The following is a 17,317-nucleotide window of genomic DNA, read 5'->3' on the forward strand; positions in this document are numbered from 1 at the left end:
ACTGTTTTGAATTATAACACATCTATTGAGGTTGTCAACTGTTAATGTGAGATTTTTACTTCACCGTCAGCCTCTCAATAAACACATCCATCAACGCATTAAGCCCCTTAAGATATTCCTTTGCATTAGTGAATTTCTTCTTTGTTACAGTCCATATGAATGCAGGATTGGCGTCTACTCTCATCTGTATTGCACCGCCATACTCGTCAAGAAGCTTCTTTATAGCATCCGGGTCTAATTCAGCCTTAGGATAAACTGTCATCACCGTACGCCATACCGCAGTTCCTGATTCCTGATGTGTCACGCCGCCCTTTATCTCTATCATGCCAAGCTTATGTGCCTTTGACTTGATAAGCGCAATCATAAGCAGATTATCAGCGCATGATGGCACACTTCCGTATCTGTCTGATAACTCGTCCTTCATATCTGATAATTCATCCATGTTCTCAAGTGCAGCAATTCTCTTATATATATCAAGCTTCTGGTACTCACTCTTAATATATGTTGCCGGAATATAAGCGTCCACATCTACATCTATTGTTGTCTCAAACTCATACTCATTCTTAATTCCCTTAAGATTGTTGACCGCCTGATTAAGCATTTTACAGTACAGGTCGTATCCTACAGCCGCCATGTGACCGTGCTGGCTGTTCCCAAGCACATTTCCTGCGCCTCTGATTTCCAGATCCTTCATCGCAATCTTAAAGCCCGAACCGAAATCCGCAAATTCCCTGATTACGCTGAGTCGCTTTTCCGCTACCTCTGTCAGTACCTTATCTCTTCTGTACAGCAAAAATGCATACGCAGTCCTTGAGCTTCTGCCAACTCTTCCTCTTAGCTGATAAAGCTGAGAAAGTCCAAAACGATCTGCATCTTCAATTATCATTGTGTTGCAGTTGGATATATCCATACCTGTTTCAATTATAGTTGTAGACACCAACACATCTATCTCACCATTAACGAAATCACACATTATCTTCTCAAGCTCCCGTTTAGCCATCTGACCGTGGGCATATGCCACATTTGCATCAGGAACAAGCTCCTGAATGTGTGCAGCCGCCTCATCAATGCTTCTTACACGGTTGTATACATAGTATACCTGACCGTTTCTGGCAAGCTCTCTTGTGATTGCCTCTCGTATCATCTCATCATTATGCTCTGTAACGAAAGTCTGTATCGGAACACGGTCAACCGGAGGCTCTTCAAGAACACTCATATCCCTGATTCCCGCAAGGCTCATGTGAAGCGTTCTTGGAATCGGAGTGGCACTGAGCGTAAGTACATCAACATTATTCTTTAACTTCTTAATCTTCTCCTTGTGTGTAACACCAAAACGCTGTTCCTCATCAATAATAAGAAGTCCCAGATCCTTGAACACAACGTCTTTAGAAAGAAGCCTGTGTGTGCCTATTACAATGTCAACCATGCCCTTCTTAAGTTCCGCAATTGTCTCCTTATTCTGTGCCGAAGTTCTGAAGCTTGACAACTGGGCTACCGTAACCGGAAAATCCTTCATTCTCTGTTCAAATGTGGTAAAATGCTGGCTTGCAAGTACTGTTGTCGGTACAAGATAAGCAACCTGCTTTCCTTCCTGAACCGCCTTAAATGCAGCTCTTATCGCGATCTCTGTCTTACCATAGCCCACATCCCCACATATAAGTCTGTCCATTACCTTGCGGCTTTCCATGTCATGCTTCGTGTCTTCTATCGCATTTAACTGGTCTGTTGTCTCCTCATAAGGGAACATTTCCTCAAATTCCTGCTGCCATACCGTATCCGGTCCAAACTGGTATCCTTCTATTCTCTGTCTCGTGGCATACAGCTCAACAAGGTCTTTAGCCACTTCTTCAACAGCTGAATGAACCTTTGACTTAGTCTTGCCCCACTCTGAACCGCCAATCTTATTAAGCTTCGGCTTCTTCTCAACATCCGAACCCGCAAATTTCTGCAGACGGTCAAGCTGTGTTGCGAGCACATAAAGGTTGCTGTTATCTGCGTAAGATATCTTGATGTAATCCTTCTCAACACCTTCAACCTTAATCTTCTCAATGCCCTTGTACTGGCCTATACCGTAATTCTCATGAACAACATAATCGCCAATATTAAGTTCATTAAAGCCTGCAATATTCTTGCCATCGTACTCCTTCTTCTTTACTTTCTTGCGCTTCTTCTCTGTAAATATGTCATTCTCGGCAATGCACACAAAGCCCTGCAGCGGATATTCAAATCCCCTGTGAAGGCTTCCGTAAGTAACCATCACAAGTCCGCCTGCCATGGATTTATTGCTGTCTTCTGTATAAAAGCTCTCAATTCCAAGCCTTCCGAGGTCATCAACAATTCTGTTAGCTCTTGTTCTTGAGCTGCACACAAGAAGAACTGCGTATTTACTGCGTTTGTACTTCCTTATGTCATCTGAAAGATATTCAAAGCTGTTATTATATGAGCTTATGCTTCTCGCTTCAATATGCATTGAATAATCTATCCCAAAGAATTCAGGTGTGTATTCAAGTGTTGTCAGCACAAGCTGCTTATGTCCGTTCATTGAAAGAACGGCTGTCTCCATATCCATAAACATATGTGTCTGACTTGGTAGCACATAACCGCTTTCTAATCTGTTCTTCATACTCTCACTGTACTCATAGAAAGTCATGTCGCTGTGTTCCTTAAGCCTTACAGGTTCGTCCACGACAATAAGAGTATCTCCCTTAGGGAAATACTCTGCCAGGCTGCTCACTCTATCTGCAAATGTATATATGAATTTGCTGTAATCTCCTGTCCTTAACGCGTCATCAAACATTCTGTTAAGATGATTGCCAGCCTCTATCTGTTCCTTAGTACGCTTCCTTTTATCTGCTCCGAACAGCTTCATCTGTTCATCTTTCTCATGTCTGATTTTTTCAATTCCCTGCTCTATCTCATCCTCTGTAAAAAGAAACTCTGTTGCAGGAAATACCGTATAACTCTTATAGTTCTCAATGGAACGCTGACTGTCTGCATCAAATGCCCTTATTGAGTCTATCTCATCGTCCCACAATTCAATTCTCACAGGTGCTTCGTCTGTATATGAAAATATATCAATTATTCCGCCTCTTATGGCATACTGTCCTCTGGCTTCAACCATTCCGAATCTCTCGAATCCCATAGCAGTAAGCTTCTTTGCCATATCCTCTACATCGAGTATGTCACCCTTCTTAAGGTTAATTACTGCCCTCCTGAATCTGTCGACTGGAAGAAGCATATCTGATATTCCATCAATGGTTGTCACTATTGTAAGCGGTCCATCTGAAACTTTCTCTGTTGATTTCTCCATTCCAGATTTGGCGATGTCCGATTTATTCAATCTGTCAATTATGGCTGCTATACATCTGATTCGCTCTCCGGCAATCTGTCGTCCCTGCACATCTGCGTTATAAAATATTACATCCTTCGCAGGATAATACATTACATTACCGCTGTTAAAGAATCTGGCATCCTCCGCCATATCCCTTGCTTTCCCCTCATCACTGGTTATAACAAGCTGGAAGTTATAATTGCTGGCTATGGCACTTGAAAAATGCAGCTTCTGCGTGTCAATACAGCCACTTACCATTACTGTTCTGCCGCCATCTTTAGCAAGCTCTTTATTAAGTTGTTCCACACCGGCTGTATTATACACCGGCTCAAATATTGCTTTCATATTATACCACCAGTTATCCGTTATATTTATTCATACCACTTTCTATTCCATCTGTAAGTATGCATTCTACAGCTTCACATGCTTTCTTATTAGCCTCTCTTAATGTTGCATATTCCTCTGTAGGAAATTTCCCAAGCACCCAGTCTGCAAGATCCCAGTTCTTAGGCTTGTCGCCCACTCCGAACTTTATTCTCTTGAACTTGTCACTTCCAAGATGTGCTATTATACTCTTGATTCCATTGTGTCCACCTGCACTTCCCTTTGCACGGAGTCTTAACTTTCCTACGTCAAGACTTATATCATCGAAGATAACAATAAAATCATCTATATCACATTTGTAATAATCCATAACTTCTCTTATACACTCGCCTGAATTATTCATATATGTCATAGGCTTAACAAGTATTACTTTCTGACCTGCTATTACGCCTTTTCCGATAAGTCCTTTGTGCTTTGCTGTGTCCACACTGATATTATATTTGTCTGCAAGCTCGTCTATTACTGAAAAGCCTGCATTATGTCTTGTTCCCATATATTCTTTGCCTGGATTACCAAGTCCCGCTATTATATACATAACATCCTCCTGATTAATTATCATATATTAGCAAGTATATAACATATTTCTTCTTTTGGCTATCTTAACGCATCATCTGTAACCTGACAGGTTAAGACAACCTTATCTTTATCCAAAAAGTCCCGCAAGTCATAACGACCGCGGGACTTTTTGTTATATTAAACAATTATTTAATTATAATTATTTAACAGATATTCTTCTTTTCTTTGATACAAATACAATTCCTGCTAATGCACAAAGCATTAATACTACATATAATGCAATTGGAGCTGTATCTCCAGTCTTTACAGTTTCACCTGTTGACTCTGTTGTTCCATTAACATTATTGTCTTTTCCTGTTTCTCCACCGTCTGCTACATCACCCTTTGATGAACCGTCATCCTTAGAGATAACTTCTTTATAATGAACTGGCTTCCATGTACCAAGAACTGTATCAACAGCAGAAACATTTTCTGAATCAATATAATTAACAACAGCATCTAATGTACTATTAGTGCAGCCTGTTGTCACAAATGCTTCACCCTTGTTTGTGTTATTGTACTCATTGAAGATTGCTGAAGCCTTCTCTCCATTAGACATTTCTGTCCAGCCTTCTGAGTCAATGTATCCATTAGTCTCACACTCAATAAATGATGCATTAGAGTTAGCACCCCATGTTCTACCATACTTACCTAATACTGCTGCATCACCATGTGCTCCATCTGTTGTAACCTCACAGTTTCTGAATACATATGGGCTTGTCTTAGGTGCAACAATGTAACCAATCTTTGCATTGTTATTTTCATCATTCTTATATGTCTTCCACTGTAACTTACAGTTATCAAATACAGCTGCAAACTCACCACAGATATAATCTACATTACCACCGATTGTACAACCGTTGAAATATGCGTGATATCCATAATTTGTTGAACCATTTCTACCAAGTGTATCCTGTGATGAAAGAATTGAACAATTGAAAACTTCAATATTATCAGCCTCAATATAGAAAGCATTTGATCTCTCTTTAAACTTGTAATCTGATACATCTACGCCTTCTGCTAATCTGTCTACTGCAAGATTTGAACCTGCAATATCTGTCTTCTCAGCCTCTGTTAAGTAATAGTTGTATGTATTCAGGAATGTTGTATTCTCTGCAATAAAATTATTACCTCTAACAATGAATACACCACCCCAGAGACTTCCATTTCCTTCTTCAGATGAGTATTTGTCCATAGCAAGTGTCTTATTGTAAAGACCTGTTGCTGGATCTATTGAATAATACTTTGTTCCAACACCATAATACCATGAAATTGTATGTCCATTACCCTTAAGTGTTACATATGGTGCAGCCATAACTACCTGCTCAAATACATCAGATGTAAGGTTAATAGTTACTCTGCCTGCTTCGCCTTCTGGTCTGTTCTGCATACCAAGAATAGCATCTGAAGCTTCATTTAATGTATCATAATCGCCAGGAACATTAATCTCTGACTTGAATTCTGTCATAGGAATAACTGAAATTCCTGTAATATATGTTGTTGCACCGAAGTTAACAACAGCATCACCTTCAACTACCATCTCAAATGTATCTGTCTTAGATGTTGTACCAACTGATGTATAGCCCTTATCAGTTTCTGTACTATCGTACTTCTCTCCATTAACTGTAAAGTTGAATGCATAGTAAGTAGAAATAGTAACCTTAGCTTTTCCCTTTACTGGAATTGTAAGTGACGAATCAGCTCTTGCTACTGTGTGAGGCTTTCCATTCTCTACTGCAATAATACCTGTTGTTGCAAGAGATGGAACTCTTGTATAGCTGTAATCTCTCTTAGATGCTGGATCATCCTTCTCTACATATACATCATTAACATTCTCAGCATCAGCCTTAACAGATGCTCTGTCATATGTTGTTGAGCCATCCTTAGTCTCTACGCTTGTTGTATATTCACCAGGCTTTACAGAAACCTTGTATGAATCTCCTGTTATTGTTGCTTCATTTACTGTTCCACTAGTATTATTAGTAAACACGAGCTTTGTAACATTAGATGAATCTGTACCTACAATCTTACCTGTAAGTTCAACATCCGGAACGTTATTAAGTGTGATTGTAACTGCATCACCTGTTACTGTAAATGTCTGTGAATCACCTACAAGTGGCTTAACACCGCCATCGTTAGAGCTTACTCTGTATGTGTGTCCCTTAAGAAGCTTAAGAGATTTTGTTGTTGTGCTGAGAGATATCTCATCTCCACCTAACTGGTCATCTACTAATGATAACTTTAATCCGCTACCAATTGTTGCATCAATATTATTTACAGTTACTGGAACTGTAATCTTCTCATCTGCAACATAGCTGTATCCAGCATAGAACATATTATTAGTCTTTCCTGTTGTTGACATAACATATGTCTTACCAGGAACAACTTTAAATGAATATGATGTTAATCCTGTTTCTGAATCAACAAAGCCTTCCTTAGTTCCATCAGCATTGAAAGTATGTACTCTGAGGAATGATGTTGAATTATAGTAAACTGTCATCATACCCTTGGCAGCTGGTGTAAATGTAGCTAAACATCCATCACCCTCTCCTGGAAGTTCAGGAATATTATTGGCATCTGCATGTCTCTTACCTGATGTATAAGCATCATGTTCAACACCATTAATTGTAACCTTCTTATCTGGCTTTACTGTATACTGAGTAATAACTCCGCCTACTGTCTGTCCACCTAATGTAAGTGTGCTGTCTCCGAACTTGTACTCACCAGTCTTAACAACACCATCTACAGCATGCTCATCCATAACAAATGTAAAGTTTTCTACATTAGCCTCTGGCTCTGCAATATGCTTTACATCAATGCTTCCAATATATCCATCAGCTGTTGCAACTAAGTCTACATATCCTGCTGCACCTGAGTATTGATACTTGAATTCTTTGGTGCTGACATCTGTTCCTTCAATTGTAGCCTGACTGACATCATATGATCCAATTGTGATTTCACATGAGCCCTTAACTGGAATCTTAACAACAGCTCCTGTGTTAAACTGTGCCCAGTCACTTCTTGTAGAATCAAACTTACCAGATGTTGCATCAATAACTAAGCCATTAACTTCACCAGTAGTTCCCTGAATGAGCTTTCCGTTAGAACCCATTAATTCAGAACCGCTTCTGAAGTTCCATGTTCTGTCTCCGTTATCTTTTGATTCTACTAATGTTAAATTCTTAATCTTCATCTCACCTGAATCACCGCTTGCAAGTGTATCTGGTGTAAGTAAAATATAACCATCCTCAAAAGCTGCTGATGAAACTGTTACAGTAGCTTCTTTATCACCATTGATATTAACTGCATTAGGAAGTTCCTCTCTACCTGCTGTATTCAGACAGATAACTGCATTCTCTCCGCTCTTGTCACCAACATAAACATATCTGTTATTGTTGTTACTAGAAAACTTTAAAGTAAGTGTAACTGATGTTGCTGTTGGGTCAACAGGAACAGCAATAACAGCATCCTTTGTTTTCTGAGCTGATAATCCTGCTCCACCAGTCTTAACATATGCTGTACCGGCAGCAACCTTTATTCTGCCAACCTCATCACCTTCTGCTAAAGTAAGTGAACTGCTTCCTGAGTATTTTGAAAAATCCCAGGTTGTTGTTCTTTCGTTATTCTCCCATGTACCAGCGTCTACTACAACCCCTGAATCAGCGGTCTTATCATCAGCTTTAGTATTAGTAATACTGCCTGGCATAAGAGCTGCAACCATAAGAACCGCCATGAATAATGATGCAATTCTTCTGATCTTGCGCTTTTTCATAAACTTCATAATTATCCTCCTTAAATATATTTGCACACGATTGTGTCTTTCGCGGTAGTTTTCCGCTTTTGTTACCATAATACATTTATGTAATGTGTTTTGCTACCGCTTTTTTTGTTTCTTGAGTTATTTTTACATATAATTTTGGCTCGATTTTTTAGCCATTTGTTAATTATAGCAATATTTCAACGTGTTTTTTGTGCATAACGCACATGTTACACTTATTTTGCTCTAAAATTTTCCGTTTTGCAATTCATTTATTTATTTATCTGTGTTAATATATCTTTAAATATAACTTCAGGAGAATGTATGAATTCAAATTATTTTAACATTTCAAAATTATATCGCACTCCAGAAAATTCAATGTCATCTTCTCATACACACTCTTTCTGGGAATTATTTTACCTCACCAAAGGAAGCTGCAGCATTTTAATAAGAGATGCTTTATATGAAATAAACGAAGGAACCATCTTCCTGATTCCACGTGATATTTCTCATAAAGTCATATATTCCAGTACAGATAATGAGCGGATTGTAATTGAATTAGGAGACGACTATGTAGCACCAATTATATCAGGTTTCCCCGACTTAACTTTTTATAATAAATACTGCTGTCATTTCTTTACTTTTAATCTGTCAGCATCTTACCTGATTAATTATTATTTTGATACTGTTCTTTTAGAATCTAAAAAACACAGTTCTATATCTTCATTAACTATAAGGCATTCAATTCAGGGAATTATTCTGTGTATAATCCGTTCTGGTTTTGATATAACAGCGTCATTAAATGTCAGGAACTCATTACAAACAGAGAATACAATTATTCAGAATGCCATTGATTACATAGAACAGAACTTTTCCGCCAATATTTCTTTGACCGCTTTGGCTGAACATTTACATCTGAATCCTTCTTATCTGTCCAAGCTTTTTAAAGATGAAACCGAAATGACATTTAAAGATTTTCTGAATAGAATAAGGATTAGCCATGCTGAAAGATTATTGCTTGAAACCAATCTTCCAATGTCAGATGTTGCTTCATTATGTGGATATGAATCCGGTAATTATTTGGGGGATGTTTTCAAGAAAACAAAAGGTATTTCCCCAATCAAATTCAGGGAAGCAAAGGGTTATATTGCATAAAAAAGGTCTGACTCTGAAAATGCGCTAACGCATCTGTCAAAGTCAGACCTTTTAAATGTGTTAAATTGTTACTCCTCTACATCCTCCGCCTTATCATAGGCCTCAAGAACAAGCTTCTGCAGTTTATCTCTTGTCTGAGTATTGATAGGATGAGCAATGTCACGATACTCTCCGTCTGATGATTTTCTGCTTGGCATTGCAATGAACAAGCCCTTCTCTCCCTCAATCACCTTAATATCATGTACCACGAACTCATCATCTATTGTGATTGACACAACTGCTCTCATCTTGCCCTCTTTAGCAATCTTTCTTACCCTTACATCTGTTATATTCATAACGCACCCCTTTTTAGGTTATATTAACCTCGTTATACTTTGGTTCAAACACCTTCTGTCGAAACTATTCTTAATAGTATAAAGGACTATCCTCCACAACAATCCTTGTACCATTCTCTCCGACATATCTTGAATTAGCTTTGATTGTACTGTTGCTTTCAACTATACAGTTCTCAATATATGCATTATCTCCAATATATGCATTATTAAGAATAATTGAATTCTTAATTACACTATTATTGCCTACATATATCTTCTTGAATAACACTGAATCTTCAACAGTTCCGTTAATTATACATCCGCTTGAAACAAGGCTGTTTCTTACGTTAGCTCCGAAGTTATACTTTGCTGGTGGAAGATCTTCTACCTTAGAATATACATCCGGATACTGCTTGAAGAAGTAATCTCTTACATCCTTATTAAGGAAATCCATATTAGTCTTGTAATATGCATCCACTGTTGAAATATTGCTCCAGTAAGAATCAATATTATAACCATATATCTTCTTGATATTCTTATATCTTACAAGAATATCTCTTACAAACTCATGTCTGTCTTCTTCAGCAGCCTTCTCAAGAAGCTCTATGAGAAGTCTTCTTCTTATTACATAGATACCAGTTGAAACTGTTGAGAGGTTAGTCTCTATTGGTTTCTCATCAATATCTGTGATTCTGCCTTCTTCTGTCATGGCTACAACGCCATAACGACCTATGTCTGAACGGTCTTCAAGCTTCTTAACAACAACTGTTATATCTGCTTTCTTCTCAATGTGATACTGAAGTACCTTATTGTAATCAAGCTTATATACACCATCACCTGACGCAATAACTACATATGGTTCATGGCTCTGCTTTAAGAAATGTATATTCTGATATAATGAATCAGCTGTTCCACGATACCAGTTACTGCTCTCAGCAGTAATTGTAGGGGTAAATACGAATAATCCTCCCTGTTTTCTTCCGAAATCCCACCACTTAGATGAACTTAAATGTTCATTAAGTGATCTTGCGTTATACTGTGTGATAACAGCTACTTTCTGGATTCTTGAATTAGTCATGTTGCTTAATGCAAAATCTATGGCGCGATAACTTCCGGCAATCGGCATGGCTGCAATCGCTCTCTTATTAGAGAGTTCACGCATCGCTCTGTTATTTCCGCCAGCTAATATAATACCTATTGCTTTCATTAATTATCACCTGCCTTAATTATTATGCCTCCGCCTGGTAACTCACCATTAGGGTAATCCTGTAATGTTGTCTCCCCTGATATGGCTGTATTCTTTCCAACCTTAACATTGTCCGGAATAACAGACCACTCACCGACGGTAACAAGTCCAGAATTATATATCTTAGGGAACTTAACATTCTCTGCTTCTTCACCAACTCCAAGTTCAACATTCTCTCCAATCGTTACATCTTCTGCGATTATTGACTTGGTTATTGTTGTGTTCTTTCCGATGTGGGAATTATTCATAATTATTGAATCACGGATTACACATCCTTCCTCAATAACTACACCTGAACCGATTACGGAATTAAATACACGTCCGTATACTTCTGTTCCGTCACCTATGATACTCTTCTCAATATATGCATCTTTAGCTATATACTGTGGTGGAATTGTATCTGTCTTGGTATATATCTTCCAGAATTCTTCATACAGATTAAATATAGGGATAATGTCTATAAGCTCCATGTTAGCTTCCCAATATGAGCTTAATGTTCCTACATCCTTCCAGTATCCGTTATACTCGTAAGCAAATATTCTCTTATTATTATTAAAGCAGTATGGAATTACATGTTTTCCGAAGTCACATTCCTGCTGATCCTTAAGCTTGATCAGTGCATCCTTAAGAACCTTCCAGCTGAATATGTATATACCCATTGAAGCAAGATTGCTCTTTGGATGTTCTGGTTTCTCTTCGAATTCAGTAATCTTATTATCGTTATCTGTTACAACTACACCGAATCTGCTTGCTTCCTCTATAGGTACAGGCATTGCAGCTATTGTTATATCTGCATTATTAGCCTTGTGATAATCAAGCATTATCTTATAATCCATCTTGTATATATGATCACCAGAAAGAATAAGTACATATTCTGGATTATACTGCTCCATATATTCAAGGTTCTGGTAAATGGCATTAGCTGTTCCTGTATACCATTCACTGTTCTGACTCTTCTCATAAGGTGGAAGAACTGATACCCCTCCAACATTACGATCCAAATCCCAAGGAATACCAATTCCTATGTGCGTATTAAGACGGAGTGGCTGATACTGTGTTAAAACACCTACTGTATCGATTCCTGAATTAATACAGTTACTGAGAGGGAAGTCAATTATTCTATACTTTCCTCCAAATGCTACTGCCGGCTTTGCCACTTTAGAAGTAAGTACTCCTAATCTGCTTCCCTGGCCACCAGCTAACAGCATTGCAATCATTTCTTTTTTAATCATGCTATCACCTCTGATGTTAATTTTTTACTGCTTTTAGATATTCTGATTATATCATACTATTTTCATTAAGTAAAAAGAATTTCGCTTTTTTTATACACATTTTTATGCACATTTTCTAAATCGTATAGTATATAATAAGAAAGGTTTGAAAAATAAGCCGATAAGACATACAATATAACAAACACTAATTTCAAGAAAGGACAATATCATGTACAAGATTGATTTCAACAACCCTATCCATATTCACTTCATTGGCATAGGCGGTATAAGTATGAGCGGACTTGCCAAGATTCTCTTATCTAAAGGTTTTACTGTTTCAGGCTCTGATGCTCACTCATCAGCTCTTACTGACGAACTTATCGGGGACGGCTGTATCGTATCCGTACCACAGAGCGCCGGTAATATAACTAATGATATAGATCTTGTTGTATATACAGCAGCAATTCATCCGGACAATCCAGAATTCAAGGCAGCTAAGGAGGCTGGTCTTCCAATGCTTACCCGTGCCGAGCTTCTTGGTCAGATTATGACTATCTACAAGAATGCCATTAACATTGCAGGTACTCATGGAAAGACAACGACTACTTCCATGGTCTCTGAAATATTACTTGCAGCAAGCATGGATCCTACTATCTCTGTAGGTGGTATCCTTAACAGCATTGGCGGCAATACAAGAGTCGGCGGTGATAGATACTTTGTTGCAGAAGCCTGCGAATATACTAACAGCTTTTTATCATTTAATCCTACAATGAACATTATTCTTAATGTCAAGGAAGATCATCTTGATTTCTTCAAGGATATTGATGACATCCGCCATTCTTTCAAGCTTTTTACTGAAAAGCTTCCTTCTGACGGAACTCTCATCATCAATACTGACATTGATAATTATGAATATTTCTATCAGGATACTGACTGCGAGGTCATAACATTTGGTTCTGACCCAGCAAAGAGCATGTACAGTGCTTCTGATATCACTTACGACGAACTTGGAAGATGCACATATTCTCTTCTTATTAATAGTGAGAAGACTGACACCATAACTCTTGGTGTACCTGGTCTTCACAATGTATATAATTCTCTTGCTGCTATTGCCGCTGCCAGAAAGCTTTCTGTTGATATGGTACATATCAAAACAGGTCTTTCTAACTTTAAAGGTACAAACAGAAGATTTGAGAAGAAAGGCACATTTAACGGAGTTACTGTTATTGATGACTATGCTCACCACCCTGACGAAATCCGTGCTACCTTAGCTTCTGCTGCCCACTATCCACACAATCATGTATGGGTAGTCTTCCAGCCTCATACATATTCGCGTACCAAGCTTTTATTCAATGAGTTTGCTGATGCTTTAAGCCACGCTGATAAGGTTGTCCTTGCCAAGATATATGCTGCAAGAGAAACTGACACTCTCGGAATCAGCTCTGCTGACCTGTGTGAAAAGATACAGTCTCTTGGTAAAGAATGTATATATATAGACAATTTTGAGGACATTGAAAAATATTTATTAAAAAATTGTATCAACGGTGACTTGTTAATAACTATGGGTGCAGGTGACGTATATAAAATCGGCGAAGACTTGCTTAAATAGTACATTTTCCACCCGCACGAACTTTTTCAACAAAGTTATCCACATTATCCACAATTTTCTGTTACTAAATTGTTCAGAATGATTGTGGATAATTTTTTATTCAGGCATTTTTCTGAACCCACATTTTATGCGGTTTTCCTATGTATATTTTTTATTTATCCACATTTTCCACATTATCCACATTTCTCCTTTCCGCACTGGACGTGCTTTGCATTTATTTTTTTCAGTGGTATAATCTGCTCATAACTTTTTGGGGAGACTAATACCATGAATAATCTGAACTTGTATTCAGAGACTGTTTCTGGCTATACAGCAGTTTCTGATATTTTCATAGACGAATATGTACCATCAGCCAACGGAGACTTTGTTAAGGTCTATCTTTATCTTTTGAGACTTTTCACAAGAAAGAACAGTAACTTAAGCATCTCTTCTCTTGCTGATACTTTTAACCAGACTGAGAATGATGTGATGCGTGCTTTAAGATACTGGGACAGATCTGTCTTGTCCAGCTTTCTTACGACGACAATAACCAGCTTTGCGGTATCACTTTGAAGGATATTGCTAATCACGGTTATTCACCTGAACCTGATGACCGCATTGCTGCCCCTGAGATTAATAACGATGCTGTTGACAATTCTGTTTCAGAGGCTGCCGCAGATAACGAACCCGTTTCCTGTAGTTCTGCATCTGATTCATCATCTAATGTTGTCTCTATGGATTTTGCCACGGCATCTTCAGCACACAATATAGAGCCTTCGAAAGTAACTGCTCCTGCTGACAAGCTTAGCGAGCTTAATTCCAATGATGATTTTTCAATGTTGCTTTTCGTAATCCAGACTTATCTTGGAAAGACTCTTTCTCAGCCTGAGACTAATGCTATTGTGTATTTCTATGACACATTACATTTCTCTGCTGACCTTATCGAATACCTTTTTGAATACTGCGTATCCAAGGGTAAGACTTCAATAAGATACATAGAGAAGGTTGCTCTTGCATGGGCTGATGAAGGTATCAGCACTGTTGATGCTGCCAAAGATGAAGTATCCAATCATAATGAAGCTGTCTTCAGTGTCATGAAAGCATTTGGACTTAACAGCAGAGAACCTGGTAAGGTTGAGAAAGACCTTATTATCAAGTGGACTGATATATACTGCTTCGAAACTGACATAATTGTCGAAGCATGTAACAGAACCATGAAGGCTACTCACCAGCCAAGCTTTGAATATGCCGATTCTATTCTTACCAAGTGGCATACTTCTAACATCAGAAGTTCTGAGGATATCAGGAAAGCTGATGCACAGTACGAAGCCGGTAAGGCCGCCAAAGCAGCTAAGTCATCTAATGTCATTAAACAGAATGCTAACCGTTTTAATAATTACCAGCAGCGTCCTAAGAAATCTGACGACTGGTATAACTCTCTGCTAAGTAATAATAATTAATTATAAGGAGTGGTGCTATGCCTTTGACCAATACACAATATGCCTCTATTATGAGACAATATGATGATATTAAAACAGCCAACAGGCACCTGCAGAGTGACCGTTATAAAGAAGTCACTGCCCTGTGTCCTGATATAGCAGATATTGACTCTGAGATTATAGACTTGTCCATAAAAACTGCCAGAGCGCGTATAGAAGCTGACTCATCGGACACGACTACTGATGAATTAGCTTCCAGCCTTAAGTCACTCAACAACAGAAAAGTGGCTGCTCTGGCTTCTATAGGCAAGCCCGCTGATTATCTTGATGATATATTTACATGTCCTTATTGCAAGGATTCCGGTTATGTTGATGGTAAACGTTGCATGTGCTTTAACAAAAAAGCTATAGATCTTATATATAAGGACTCTAATCTCAAGAACATAACTACTGACGAGAATTTTGACACATTCTCTTTTAGCTGGTACAACAATACTGATATCGATCCAGCAACAGGGCTCACACCTTATAATAATATGCAGAAAGTTCTCAAAGTATGTCACGATTTCGTCGATAACTTTGACACCAATTTTTCTAATCTGTTATTTATTGGACAGACTGGTGTCGGAAAGACATTTCTTTCCAACTGTATTGCAAGGGCTCTTATGGATTCCTGCCACAGCATAATATATCTTACTGCCGGGGAATTCTTTGATTCTTTCAAGAGCGATGATTTTAAGGAATTCGGAAGTTCCAAGTTTGACACTTCATTTTTTATTGAATGTGACCTGCTTATTATTGATGATCTCGGAACAGAGAAAGCTTCAGATTATAATTTTTCTAATCTGTTTAATACTATTAATGAAAGGCTTCTTAGAAGAAAGAGTATTATTATATCTTCTAACCTTGAGATGCCTGATATTGAGACAAGGTACTCACAGAGAATTTTCTCAAGACTTGTAAGTGCCTATTCAATTTTAAGACTCTTTGGAGATGATATCCGCTGTATGAAGAAATTATCACCAACTAAAAGGTCTTAACGATTATTTATGTCAAATATATCATTGACTTATTTCGCGTCAATGTTTATATTTTTATATGTATGTTTAATTATTATACTTTTATGGAGGATTATTTATTATGCCACGTGATGAAAAACACACAGAAACTATTCCCTACGGAACTTTAGGTATTATCCCATTAGCAAGCTGCACTGAAATGGGTAAGAAAGTTGACGAGTACCTTGTAAAGTGGAGAGAGCAGCGTCAGAATGAGAATACTTCCACCCTTAATTTTGCAGGATATAAGAGAGACAGTTATATTGTTAACGCTAAGACTCCTAGATTCGGTTCAGGAGAAGGAAAGGGCGTTCTTGTAGATTCTGTCCGTGGTCATGACTTATATATTATGCTTGATGTCTGCAACTACAGTCTTGAATATACTGTTTGCGGTTTCAAGAACCATATGTCTCCTGATGATCACTATGCTGACCTCAAGAGAGTTATTGCTGCTGCAGGTGGTAAGGCAAGAAGAATTAATGTAATCATGCCTTTCCTTTATGAATCAAGACAGCACAAGAGAACAGGAAGAGAATCTCTTGACTGTGCACTTATGCTTCAGGAACTTACAGATATGGGCGTTGAGAATATTATTACTTTTGACGCACATGACCCAAGAGTACACAATGCTATTCCTCTTAAGGGCTTTGAATCTGTATCATGCACATACCAGTTTATCAAGTATCTCCTTCTTAATGTGGACGACCTTCACATCGACAGCGAGCATATGATGGTTATCAGCCCGGATGAAGGTGGTATGGGACGTGCTGTTTACTTTGCTAATGTTCTTGGTCTTGATATGGGTATGTTCTATAAGAGAAGAGATTACACTAAGATTGTTAATGGACGTAATCCTATCGTTGCACATGAGTTCCTTGGAACTAATGTTGAAGGTAAGGATGTTATCATCATTGATGATATGATTTCTTCTGGTGAAAGTATGATTGATGTTGCTTCTGAGCTTAAGAAGCGTGGTGCAAGCAGAGTATTCTGTGCAACTACATTCGGTCTTTTCACTAACGGATTCAAGAAATTTGATGAAGCATATGAGAATGGTATTATCGACAGAATCCTTACAACTAACCTTGTATACCAGCCATCAGAGCTTCTCTCTAAGCCTTGGTACATCAATGTTGATATGAGCAAATACATGGCTCTCCTTATTGATACACTTAACCATGATTCTTCAATCAGTAACCTCTTAAGCCCTGTTGAAAGAATCCAGCAGAGAGTTAAGGAATATAACGAACTTCATTACGGTAAGTAATTATTCACTTAC

Annotated in this window: 12 protein-coding genes; 6 read left to right on the top strand and 6 right to left on the bottom strand. The window is 38.1% G+C overall.

Annotated features, from left to right (window positions below):
* Positions 1-55: 55 nt before the first annotated feature.
* The 3 genes from mfd to DW963_RS13820 all read right to left on the bottom strand — a co-directional run bounded on the left by mfd (position 56) and on the right by DW963_RS13820 (position 8,051).
* Positions 56-3,676 (bottom strand): transcription-repair coupling factor, encoded by a 3,621-nt coding sequence (mfd, locus tag DW963_RS11640; protein ID WP_117915929.1) that lies wholly within the window; start codon positions 3,674-3,676, stop codon positions 56-58.
* Between the two features lie 13 nt (positions 3,677-3,689).
* Positions 3,690-4,250 (bottom strand): aminoacyl-tRNA hydrolase, encoded by a 561-nt coding sequence (pth, locus tag DW963_RS11645; RefSeq protein ID WP_022098996.1) that lies wholly within the window; start codon positions 4,248-4,250, stop codon positions 3,690-3,692.
* 180 nt (positions 4,251-4,430) lie between these two features.
* A complete protein-coding gene (locus DW963_RS13820; RefSeq protein WP_158568722.1) occupies positions 4,431-8,051 on the bottom strand; it encodes a pectinesterase family protein in 3,621 nt (1,206 codons plus the stop codon).
* 300 nt (positions 8,052-8,351) lie between these two features.
* Between DW963_RS13820 and DW963_RS11655 the strand changes: the two genes are divergently transcribed.
* A complete protein-coding gene (locus DW963_RS11655; protein ID WP_117915931.1) occupies positions 8,352-9,182 on the top strand; it encodes an AraC family transcriptional regulator in 831 nt (276 codons plus the stop codon).
* 68 nt (positions 9,183-9,250) lie between these two features.
* Here the strand turns inward: DW963_RS11655 and spoVG are convergent, their stop codons facing one another.
* The 3 genes from spoVG to DW963_RS11670 form a co-directional block, all read right to left on the bottom strand.
* The gene (gene spoVG, locus DW963_RS11660; RefSeq protein WP_022098993.1) at positions 9,251-9,517 is read right to left on the bottom strand and encodes a septation regulator SpoVG; all 267 of its coding nucleotides are present in this window, start codon (positions 9,515-9,517) and stop codon (positions 9,251-9,253) included.
* Positions 9,518-9,587: 70 nt separating this feature from the next.
* Positions 9,588-10,703 carry a glucose-1-phosphate adenylyltransferase subunit GlgD gene (gene glgD, locus DW963_RS11665; protein ID WP_117915933.1) on the bottom strand — a complete coding sequence of 372 codons (1,116 nt, stop codon included), beginning with the start codon at positions 10,701-10,703 and terminating at the stop codon, positions 9,588-9,590.
* The gene (locus DW963_RS11670) at positions 10,703-11,974 is read right to left on the bottom strand and encodes a glucose-1-phosphate adenylyltransferase (RefSeq protein ID WP_117915935.1); all 1,272 of its coding nucleotides are present in this window, start codon (positions 11,972-11,974) and stop codon (positions 10,703-10,705) included. Before DW963_RS11670 ends, glgD begins: the two co-directional genes overlap by 1 nt.
* Positions 11,975-12,182: 208 nt before the next feature.
* Here DW963_RS11670 and murC point away from each other — a divergent pair, with 208 nt between their 5' ends.
* From murC to DW963_RS11695, 5 genes are all read left to right on the top strand, one after another.
* Positions 12,183-13,562, top strand: a complete 1,380-nt coding sequence (murC, locus tag DW963_RS11675) for a UDP-N-acetylmuramate--L-alanine ligase (protein ID WP_117915937.1) — start codon at positions 12,183-12,185, stop codon at positions 13,560-13,562.
* A gap of 267 nt (positions 13,563-13,829) precedes the next feature.
* A complete protein-coding gene (locus DW963_RS11680; protein WP_117915939.1) occupies positions 13,830-14,114 on the top strand; it encodes a hypothetical protein in 285 nt (94 codons plus the stop codon).
* Positions 14,111-15,001 carry a DnaD domain protein gene (locus DW963_RS11685; protein WP_117915941.1) on the top strand — a complete coding sequence of 297 codons (891 nt, stop codon included), beginning with the start codon at positions 14,111-14,113 and terminating at the stop codon, positions 14,999-15,001. Before DW963_RS11680 ends, DW963_RS11685 begins: the two co-directional genes overlap by 4 nt.
* A gap of 17 nt (positions 15,002-15,018) precedes the next feature.
* Positions 15,019-16,020, top strand: a complete 1,002-nt coding sequence (locus DW963_RS11690; protein ID WP_117915942.1) for an ATP-binding protein — start codon at positions 15,019-15,021, stop codon at positions 16,018-16,020.
* A 100-nt stretch (positions 16,021-16,120) separates the two neighbouring features.
* The gene (locus DW963_RS11695; protein WP_117915944.1) at positions 16,121-17,305 is read left to right on the top strand and encodes a ribose-phosphate pyrophosphokinase; all 1,185 of its coding nucleotides are present in this window, start codon (positions 16,121-16,123) and stop codon (positions 17,303-17,305) included.
* Positions 17,306-17,317 lie beyond the last annotated feature (12 nt).

Origin of the sequence: Eubacterium sp. AM46-8 (genome assembly GCF_003466705.1) — a bacterium.
Lineage (GTDB): Bacteria > Bacillota > Clostridia > Lachnospirales > Lachnospiraceae > Lachnospira.